9 protein-coding genes are annotated in these 9,749 nt (G+C 60.1%); 7 read left to right on the forward strand and 2 right to left on the reverse strand.

All coding sequences use genetic code 11. From position 1 onward, the window contains the following. Position 1: 1 nt before the first annotated feature. Together IAE27_RS02210 and IAE27_RS02215 are read left to right on the forward strand one after the other, a co-directional pair. Entirely contained in the window at positions 2-1,186 is a 1,185-nt protein-coding gene (locus tag IAE27_RS02210; protein ID WP_004100017.1) for an amidase, read from the forward strand. After that, positions 1,176-2,444, forward strand: coding sequence for a Zn-dependent hydrolase (locus IAE27_RS02215; RefSeq protein ID WP_070557265.1), 1,269 nt, complete (start codon positions 1,176-1,178; stop codon positions 2,442-2,444). Before IAE27_RS02210 ends, IAE27_RS02215 begins: the two co-directional genes overlap by 11 nt. Positions 2,445-2,627: 183 nt before the next feature. Here IAE27_RS02215 and IAE27_RS02220 read toward each other — a convergent pair whose 3' ends face one another. After that, positions 2,628-3,518, reverse strand: coding sequence for a DMT family transporter (locus tag IAE27_RS02220; protein ID WP_200091652.1), 891 nt, complete (start codon positions 3,516-3,518; stop codon positions 2,628-2,630). A 106-nt stretch (positions 3,519-3,624) separates the two neighbouring features. Between IAE27_RS02220 and IAE27_RS02225 the strand changes: the two genes are divergently transcribed. Next, positions 3,625-4,959: a PLP-dependent aminotransferase family protein gene (locus IAE27_RS02225; RefSeq protein ID WP_154022123.1), complete on the forward strand. Its 1,335-nt coding sequence runs from the start codon at positions 3,625-3,627 to the stop codon at positions 4,957-4,959. On the opposite strand, the gene IAE27_RS02230 is transcribed toward IAE27_RS02225, so the two are convergent. Continuing rightward, a complete protein-coding gene (locus IAE27_RS02230; RefSeq protein WP_004111200.1) occupies positions 4,956-6,422 on the reverse strand; it encodes a PLP-dependent aminotransferase family protein in 1,467 nt (488 codons plus the stop codon). The two genes, IAE27_RS02225 and IAE27_RS02230, sit on opposite strands and share 4 nt — an antisense overlap. Positions 6,423-6,656: 234 nt before the next feature. Here IAE27_RS02230 and IAE27_RS02235 point away from each other — a divergent pair, with 234 nt between their 5' ends. The 4 genes from IAE27_RS02235 to IAE27_RS02250 are packed head-to-tail and all read left to right on the forward strand — an operon-like array spanning position 6,657 to position 9,633. Further along, complete coding sequence (locus tag IAE27_RS02235; protein ID WP_004100024.1) at positions 6,657-7,508, forward strand: transporter substrate-binding domain-containing protein; 852 nt, start codon at positions 6,657-6,659, stop codon at positions 7,506-7,508. A gap of 49 nt (positions 7,509-7,557) precedes the next feature. Next, positions 7,558-8,199 (forward strand): amino acid ABC transporter permease, encoded by a 642-nt coding sequence (locus tag IAE27_RS02240; protein WP_154022124.1) that lies wholly within the window; start codon positions 7,558-7,560, stop codon positions 8,197-8,199. Between the two features lie 14 nt (positions 8,200-8,213). Then, a complete protein-coding gene (locus IAE27_RS02245) occupies positions 8,214-8,879 on the forward strand; it encodes an amino acid ABC transporter permease (RefSeq protein WP_004100026.1) in 666 nt (221 codons plus the stop codon). Beyond that, positions 8,872-9,633, forward strand: a complete 762-nt coding sequence (locus tag IAE27_RS02250) for an amino acid ABC transporter ATP-binding protein (RefSeq protein ID WP_004111204.1) — start codon at positions 8,872-8,874, stop codon at positions 9,631-9,633. Before IAE27_RS02245 ends, IAE27_RS02250 begins: the two co-directional genes overlap by 8 nt. The last annotated feature ends 116 nt before the right edge of the window (positions 9,634-9,749 follow it).

The following is a 9,749-nucleotide window of genomic DNA, read 5'->3' on the forward strand; positions in this document are numbered from 1 at the left end:
TATGCAGGATGATATTCGCGCTTTTATGCCCTATCCGCCGCATCCGGTGGCGCATGCGCTAAGCGGGCCGCTGAGCGGGTTAACTTTTGCGGTCAAAGATCTGTTTGACGTAGCGGGCTACCCCACCGGCGGCGGCAATCCGCATCTGCTGGCGCTGTCCGGGGTGAAAACCCGCACCGCGCCGGTGGTGCAAAAATTATTAGATAACGGCGCGCGCTTTATCGGTAAAACCCATACCAGCGAGCTGGCGTATTCGATGAGCGGGCACAACGTGCATTACGGCACTCCGCGCAACGGCGCCGCGCCGAATCATATCCCCGGCGGATCGTCGTCCGGCTCGGCGTCGGCGGTATCGAACGAGGCGTGCGACTTTGCCCTCGGCAGCGATACCGGCGGCTCGGTACGCACGCCGGCAAGCTACTGCGGACTGTTTGGCCTGCGCCCGACCCATGGCCGACTCTCCCTCGACGGCTGCCAGCCGCTATGCGCCACCATGGATACCTGTGGCTTCTTTGCCCGCTCGCCGGAGGTCTTTTCCACCGTCGCCGCCTGTCTGTTCGACGATGGGCGAGCGGATATCACCGGCGTGCGGCTGGCCAGCCATGAAGGGCTGTTTTCCCGCCTGCCGCTGCGCAGCCAGCAGGCGCTGCTGCCGGTCCGCCAGGAGCTGGCGCGCTTATTCGGCCCGGTAACGCCGCTCGGCGCGCCGCTGCCGGACGTGGATGATATCTATCTCGCCTTCCGCCAGATTCAGGGCTACGAAGCCTGGCAGGCGCAGGGGGAAACCATTGAGCGCTACGGCCTGCAGCTGGGGCCGGACGTCCGCGAGCGTTTTTTCTGGGGCAAAGCGGTCACCCGCGCGCAGTTTGACGCCGCCTGCCAGCAGCGCGAGCGTTTTACCGCCTGGTGGGACGCGCAGTTGGGCGATGCGGTCCTGGTGATGCCGACCGTTCCCGACGGCGCGCCGCTGCTGACGGCGCAGGCCGAAGAGATAGAGGCGGTCCGCCGCCTGTCTCACGATCTGCTGTTAATTTCCGTCATGACCCAACGTCCGCAGGTGACGCTGCCGGTTGCCCGGACGGGCGGCCTGCCGCTGGGAATTTCATTTTTGGGCCCGCGCGGCAGCGATCGTCTGCTGGTCGAGCTGGCCGCCGCGTTTATGCAAGGAGACCGAAATGAGCAGTGATGTCCTTTTTACCCCGATAACCGAAACCACCGCCTGCCGGGTCAATGGCGCGCGCCTGTGGGATTCGCTGATGACGCTGGCGGAAATTGGCGCTACGCCGAAGGGCGGCTGCTGCCGTCTGACGCTGACCGATCTTGACCGCCAGGGACGGGATTTGGTGATTAGCTGGGCGCAGGCGGCCGGGATGAGCGTCACCGTCGATAAAATCGGCAACGTATTTATGCGCCGGGAAGGGCGTAATCCGGCGCTGCCGCCGATTGTCTCCGGCAGCCATATTGACACCCAGCCGACCGGCGGCAAATTTGACGGTAACTACGGCGTGCTGGCGGCGCTGGAGGTGGTACGTACCCTGAACGATCGGGAGATTGAAACCGAAGCGCCGATTGAAGTGGTGTTCTGGACCAATGAAGAGGGGTCGCGCTTTGTACCGGTGATGATGGGCTCCGGCGTGTTTGCCGGGGTATTCCCGCTGGAGACCATCTACGCCGCGCAGGATGCGGACGGTAAAACCGTGGGCGCGGAGCTGGCGCGTATCGGCTATATCGGCAGCCAGACGCCGGGCGACCATCCGGTTGGCGCCTACTTTGAAGCGCATATTGAACAGGGGCCGATTCTTGAAGATGAAGAGAAAATTATCGGCATTGTGCAGGGCGTGCTGGGGATCCGCTGGTATGACTGCGTGGTGACCGGCCAGGAGTCCCACGCCGGGCCGACGCCGATGCGCCTGCGTCAGGATGCGTTACAGGTAGCGACCCGCATTATGCAGGAAGTGGTGGCGATTGCCGGGCGCAGCGAGGAAGGGCGCGGTACGGTAGGAAGAGTGCAGGTCTATCCGAATAGCCGTAACGTAGTGCCGGGAGAGGTCACTTTTTCGATTGATATGCGCAATATCAGCGATGCGCTGGTGGATGAGATGGACCGCCAGCTGCGGGCGTTTATCGCCGGGGTCGAGCGGGAGAGCGGCCTGAAGGTGGCGTTGAAAGAGGTGAGCCACTATCCGGCGGCACCGTTCCACCCGGAGTGCCAGGCGGCGATCGCCGACGCCGCGCAGCGGCTGGAGTATCCCGCGCGGGAGATTGTCTCCGGCGCCGGACACGACGCGGTGTATATGAGCTATCTGGCGCCGACCGGGATGATTTTTATCCCCTGTAAGGACGGGATCAGCCACAACGAAATTGAATATGCGTCGCCGGAGCACGTTGAGGCCGGCGCGAACGTGCTGCTGCAGGTGATGCTGCAGTACGCGCGGGTAGTGTAACCGGTTGTCCTCCCCGGTCGCGCTGCGCTTACCGGGGCTACGGGTAGTAGCCCGGACAGGCGCAACGCGCCGCCTCCGGGAAGGTGTAAAGGGTTTCCGTTCACCGCTATACCGCGGGGCGGTAGCCCGGGTAAGGCGTTTACGCCGCGACCCGGGATTTCCGGGCTACAAGGGCAATACAGGCTAGCAGCCAAATTTGCGCGAACCGATAACGCACAGAATCACGCCCAGGGTTACGGTCAGCATCAGTGGGCTGACGGTTTCGTGCAGCAGCGCGGCTGACAGGCCAAGCCCGAAGAACGGCTGTAATAGCTGAAGCTGGCCGACGGCGGCGATACCGCCAGCGGCCAGCCCTTTGTACCAGAAAATAAAACCGATAAGCATGCTAAAGAGCGACACATAGCCGAGCGCAATCCAGGCGGAAACCGAGATGGCGCTCCATGACGCTGGCCGGGTGAGTAACGAGGCGATCAGCATAAAAGGCAGCGCCATAATCAGCGCCCAGCTAATCACCTGCCAGCCGCCAAGCTCCCGGGTCAGCTTAGCACCCTCCGCATAGCCGAGGCCGCAGGCGACCACCGCCGCCAGCATCAGCAGATCGCCGCTAAGCGACGCCGCAGCTTGTTGCGTCAGGGCGAAACCCACCACCAGCAGGCTGCCAATAACGGAAAAGATCCAGAAAGCGCGGCGCGGACGTTCTCCGCCGCGCAGTACGCCAAAAATGGCCGTCATCAACGGCAATAGCCCGATGAAAACGATCGAATGCGCTGAAGTGACGTGGCGCAAAGCCAGCGCCGTGAGGAGCGGAAAGCCGATCACCACCCCTGACGAGACGATGGCCAGGGGGACAAGCTGCGATGCGCGCGGCCGTTTCTGGCGCAATCCGACTACCAGCGCGATAGCGAGGAGCCCGGCGATGGAGGCGCGCAGAAAGGTTAGCAGGAACGGGTTCATATCCAGCACCGCCAGGCGCGTTGCGGGCAGCGAACCGCTAAAAATAATGACGCCCAGTAAACCATTAAGCCATCCGGACCACGGCCCGGGAACCGTTTTATGAACCGCTGAAACTACCACGCTAACCTCGCTTAGTGGGGGGCTGAGCTCGCTTGAGCCATGACTGCGCCGATGGTAATGTGGACAATCCAATACAATCAAATTATTGTCATAGATACATTCACCGATGAAAGCCCGATACAAAGCGGTTGTCGACAGATACGCGCAGGCGATTCAGAGCGGACAGCTGCCGGCCGGAACCCGCCTGCCGACGCATCGTACGCTTGCCGTCGACGAAGGGATCTCGCTGGCCACGGCCACGCGCGTTTATCATGAACTGGAAGCGATGGGGCTGGTCAGCGGCGAAACCGGTCGCGGCACCTTCGTGCGGGACATCGCGCTACCGCCGGGACACGGTGTCGATCAGCAGGCGGTGGCAGCCGATGTTGTGGATCTCAACTTCAACTATCCTTCACTGCCGACGCAGGGGGATGCGCTGCGCGAGGCGCTCAGGCAGCTGGCGGGGGTAGGGGATATCGAGGCTCATCTGCGCTACCAGCCGCATGGCGGACGGCTCCCGGAACGTGAAATTATCGCTCGCTATCTGACCAGCAGCCGCTTTGCCCCTGACGCGGAAAATGTGCTGATCGTCAACGGCGCCCAGCACGGGCTGGCGGTGACCGTGATGGGGCTTCTGCGCCCGGGAGACGTGGTGGCGGTCGATGCGCTCACCTACTCGGGCTTTAAGGTTCTGGCGGCGCTGTATCATCTGGAACTGGCGGCGATCCCCTGCCGCGCGGACGGACCGGATCTGCATGCGCTCCACCGACTATGCCAGCAGCGGCGCGTCCGGGCGGTGTATACCATGCCGACGCTGCACAATCCGCTGGGCTGGGTGCTCAGCCCTCGCCAACGGCAGACGCTGGCGGAACTCGCCCGCCAGCACGACCTGCTGATCGTTGAAGATGCCGCCTATGCCAGCCTGGTGCGCAATCCGCCGCCGCAGCTGGTGAGCTATGCGCCGGAAAGAACGGTATATGTCACCGGCTTCTCGAAAAACGTCGCCACCGGTCTGCGCGTAGGGACGGTCATCTGCCCACCTCGCTATCGGACTGAGATTGAGCGCGCCATACGAGCGACGACGTGGAATACGCCGTCATTGATGAGCTCGCTGATCTGCGCCTGGATTGAAGATGGCACGGTTGCACGCTTTGAAAATGAGAAGCGCCAGGATGCGCGGCAGCGGCAGCGGCTTGCCCGTGCGGCGCTCGACGGGCTGCCCTTCGTGAGCCATGAGGATTCGTACTTTCTCTGGCTACCTCTGGGCGAAGAGAGTCGGGCCGATCGGCTGGCGAAAACGCTGATGGCGCGCCATATTTCCGTGTCGACCGCCGAACCCTTCTGCGTTGCCGCAACTGTTCCGCAGGCGCTGCGCATCGCCCTCGGTTCTGTTCCGCTTGATACCCTGCGCGCGGCGCTGGTCGAGGTTCGCCAGGCCGTGGCATTTGAACAATACCGCTAGCCCATCTGCGCCAGCTGGCCGCGCAGCACCTCCACGCCTTGTTCGATGGCGTCAGGGTTAATGGCGTGAAAGCCCATTCGGAAAAAGTTATCCGGCGGCGCGTCGCTGAGAAAATGCCGGGCGCCGGGCTCGATCAGCACCCCGGCATGGGCGGCGCGCCAGGTCAACTGCTGGGTGTTGATTTGCTCCGGGGTGGCCAGCCAGAAGGCATTGGCGTGTTCGCTGCCGGGGATGATTTGGCATTCTGGCAGGTGCTGCCGCAGCGCGTTATTGAGGCGCTCCCAGCGCTGGGCAGAGTCGTAATGGTAGCGCCGCAGGTGGGTTTCATAATGACCCTGGGCGAGAAAATGGGCCATCTGATACTGAATGTTGGTTGGCGGATGACGATACACCAGCCGCCGCAGCGCCCGGGCTTCGTCAATCAGATCCGGGTCAGCGACCATAAAGCCCAGCCGCAGGCCAGGCGAGAGCGCCTTTGACAGGCTGCTCACGTAGATCACTCGTCCGCAGCGATCGCTGGCCTTCAGCGCCGGCAGCGGGTTGAGCATAAAGTTACTTTCAGAGTCGTAATCGTCCTCAATAATCACCGCATCATGGCGGGCGGCATGCTCCAGCAGCTGGCTGCGGCGCGCTTTGCTCATCGCCACCCCGGTTGGCACCTGATGCCCGGGAGTCACATAGTAGTAATCGCAGGGGGCGTCATTAAGGACGATCCCCTGTTCATCCACCGGATGCGGCACGATATCGGTATCGGCAAGCAGAAAAGTGTTAATAGCCTCGCGAAAACAGGGATTCTCCACGCCAACGCGCGTGCCTGGGGACATCAGCAGGCGGGTCAGCAGGTACAGCGCGTTTTGCGAACCGAGGGTAATCAGAATCTCGTCCGCCGAGGCGACAATTCCGCGTTTGGGCAGCACCCGGGTGCGGATCTGCTCAATCAGCATCGGCACGTCCCGATCGATATGATCCACCACCCACTCCGGGTCCCTTACGCCGCCGTGCAGCCAGTTCGCCGCCGAGCGCCAGGTCGTCAGCGGGAACTGGCGGGTATCGGGCTGACCGTAGATAAACGGATAGCGGTAGTTCATCCAGCCGGCCGGTTTGAGAATCGACTCCTGCTGACTGGGGGTAATTTGCAGCCGCGTGCCCCAGCGTGGTGCAGAACCCGCGTCCTGCGGTGCAGCTTCTGTTACCGTGGAGGGAGCTGCGTGCTGATAATCCGCATGCAGGTAATAACCGCTGCGCGGGCGGCTCACCAGATATCCCTCGTTAACCAGCCCCTCAAACACCAGCGCCGTGGTGTTGCGCGATACCCGCAGCTGGCTGGCCAGCTGGCGGCAGGAGGGGAGCGGCGTGTCGGCGGAAAAAATGCCGCCCAGAATGGCGTTAATCAGCGTTTCGCGCACCTGCTCCTGCAAACCGCGGCGCGGGTCGAAATCAACGTGTAACCGGTGTCGGATCATGGCTGGCTCCTTACTCAAACGCTCTGTACAGGAACCGGAGCAAATTCCATACCACCCTGAGAATGACTGACACATCCGCACGATGAATCTGGCTCTATCCGGAAATTTAAAACGCTCCCTACAGTAAAAACGTATTCATCAGTCGCGGACCGGAACTTCCGTCGGCACATATTTTGCAAAACCTTTTCATGTTCTGGAATGAACACGTCTGGCGAATTAATTAGGGGTGAATTAATGAACAAATCATTAGGTTCAATTTGTCTGGGCGCCATCATGGCGATGGCCTTTTCTTATCACGCAGCCGCCGCAGATCTTCCGGAAATAGAAAAATCCGGCACCCTGAAAGTCGCGACCGAAGATGATTACGCGCCTTTTAACTTTATGAATAACGGCCAGGCGGATGGCTTCAACAAAGATATGCTCGATGAATTACGTAAATACGCGAAATTCAACGTCGACCAGAGCATTCTGCCATGGACCGGATTATTGGCTGCGGTCTCCACCGGGCAATACGACATGGCGTTAACCGGCGCGGTGATTACCGATGACCGTCTCAAGGTCTTTGATTTCACGCCGCCGTGGGCGTCAGCGCAGCACTATTTTGTCAAACGCGCGGGCGATAATTCCCTGAATACCATTGCCGAACTGAGCGGAAAAAAAGTGGGCGTTCAGGCGGGCAGCGCGCTGCTGGCAAGGCTGCCAGAACTGAAAGCAATGCTGGAGAAAACCGGCGGTAAGCTGGGGCCGGTGGTGGAGTATCCCTCCTATCCTGAAGCCTACGCCGACCTCGCCAACAAACGCCTGGACTACGTGATTAACGTGGTTATCTCGGTCAACGACCTGGCGAAGGCTAAGCCGAAGGTGTTTGCCAAAGGTCTGGCGGTATCCGGCCCGGGCTATATGGCGTGGCCGATCCCGAAAAACTCGCCGCAGCTGCTGGCCTATATGACCAAATTTATGAACCACATGAAGGAGACCGGCAAGCTTGCGGAACTCCAGAAAAAGTGGTTTGGCGAAACCTATGACGACCTGCCGACCGAAGCGATTACCAGCCCGGAACAGTTCCATAAATTAGCCGGGCTGTAATGAGTTCTGCGGCGGGAAACCGCCGCCTGTTCAGGTGAAGGAGGGCTTCATGGATGCAATTTCCTGGCAGTTACTGATTGAAGGCGCATGGACGACCCTCTGGATTTCGGCCATCGCCATTGCCTTTGGGGTGGTGATTGGTCTGCTGATCGCGCTGGTGCGCATGCTGCGTATCCCGGTTATCGATCAGCTGCTGGTGGTCTATATCAGCCTTGCCCGCGCGACGCCGCTGGTTACGCTGGTGCTGTTCCTGTTTCTTTCTCTGCCGACCGTCGGAGTTAATCTCGATAAAAACGTCGCGGCGATTGTGGCGCTGACGCTCAACACCTCGGCCTTCAACGCCGAAATCTGGCGCAATGCCTTTCGCACTTTCCCCCGCGAACAGCGGGAAGCGGCGGAGTCGGTAGGGATGCGCCGCTGGGCTTACTTCCGCTACATCATGCTGCCGCAAATGTGGATTGAAAGCCTGCCCGCGCTGGTTAATGAGATGTCGTTCCTGATTAAGGGCAGTCCCGCCATTGCGGTGATTGGCGTGGTGGATTTGACGCGTGTGACCAACCGAATTTCTTCGGTCACCTATGAGCCGCTTTCGCCGATTCTGGCGGCAGGTCTGCTGTACGTGGTGATTATTGGCCTGCTGCTGAAAATGCAGGGGATGGCCGAGCGTAAAGCGAAGCGTCTGGCACGATAAAGAGAGGAGGTGCTATGAATCAGTGGGCCGTTATCTGGTCGGTGCGCGACAGCTTTATTGCCGGTTTACTCGCCACCCTTGAGCTTTTTATTACTGCGGCAATAGCCGGCTTAATTATTGGCGTGGCCCTGTGCTATTTAACCGAGTATCAAAAGAAAACTCTTAACCGGCTTATTATTGGCTTTGTCAGCTTAATGCGGGCGATTCCCTTTTTGATCCTCGCCTATTTGCTCTATTACGGACTGCCGCAAGTGGGTATTAGTCTGGAGCCCTGGACCGCCGGATTGATCGCCCTGATTATCTACCACGGCGCCTATTTCTTTGAGATTTTGCGCAGCCAGCGTCGGGTCTTTTCCGGAGGCTATATCGAGGCGGCGGTAGCGCAGGGGTTCTCGCGCTACAAAATATTCCGCCGCATTATTCTGCCCAATATTTTGTCATCGGCACTACCGCTGATGGGCAATCAGCTGATTATCTGCCTGAAAGATACCGCTTTCCTCAGCATTATCACCGTCCAGGAGATAACCGCCGCGGCTAACAGCGTGCAGGCCACCTATTTTATCCCGTTTAACGCCTTTATTGTCGCCATTGGGCTCTACTGGGCGATCAGCATCCTGCTGGAGCTGTTGATTAAGCGTCTGAGCGCCTGGGGAGCGAGAAGAGGAATGAGTCATGCCTGATACGACTGCTGTAAGCGTCAAAAACGTCTCAAAACAGTTTGATAATGTTGAAGTTCTTCGTGATATCAATCTGACGGTAGAGAAAGGGACCGTGGTGAGCATACTCGGCTCGTCGGGGTCAGGTAAATCAACGCTGCTACGCTGCATGAACTGGCTGGAACAGCCGGATCGCGGCGAGATCCGCATCAGCGGCCAGCGGCTGGGGATTGATGAGCAAAATGGCCGGGCGATGTCCCATCGTCAGCTGTCGAAAATCCGCGAGCGGGTAGGGATGGTGTTTCAGAGCTTTAACCTGTGGCCGCACCTGACGGTGCAGCAGAACGTCAGCGAAGCGCTGCTGCACGTCAAGGGGATGAAGCGTGATGAAGCGAAGGCTATCGCCATGCAGCAGCTGGAGAAAGTGGGGATGGCGCATAAAGCCGACGTTTACCCGATCACGCTCTCCGGCGGACAGAAGCAGAGGGTGGCTATTGCCCGTTCGCTGGCGATGTCGCCGGAGGTGATTCTGTTTGATGAGCCGACATCGGCGCTGGACCCCGAGCTGGTCAATGAGGTGCTGGGGGTGATGAAGGCGCTGGCCGCCGAGGGCTACACGATGGTGGTGGTGACCCACGAGATGGACTTTGCGCGCCAGGTATCGGATGAGGTAGTGTTTCTTGAGAAGGGATTGTTGATTGAGAAAGCGCCGCCGGAGAAGTTTTTCAGCAACCCGGACTCCGAGCGCGTCAGGCAGTTTCTGCAGAGCAGCCGGTAATCTCCAGCGGCCAATCTCCCCGGTCGCGCTGCGCTTACCGGGGCTACGGGTTTCCAGCCGTCTGCGGGGCGGTAGCCCGGGTAAGGCGTTTACGCCGCGACCCGGGATTTCCGGGC

The sequence above is a fragment of the Klebsiella sp. S69 genome, from assembly GCF_016516145.1.
Lineage (GTDB): Bacteria > Pseudomonadota > Gammaproteobacteria > Enterobacterales > Enterobacteriaceae > Klebsiella > Klebsiella oxytoca.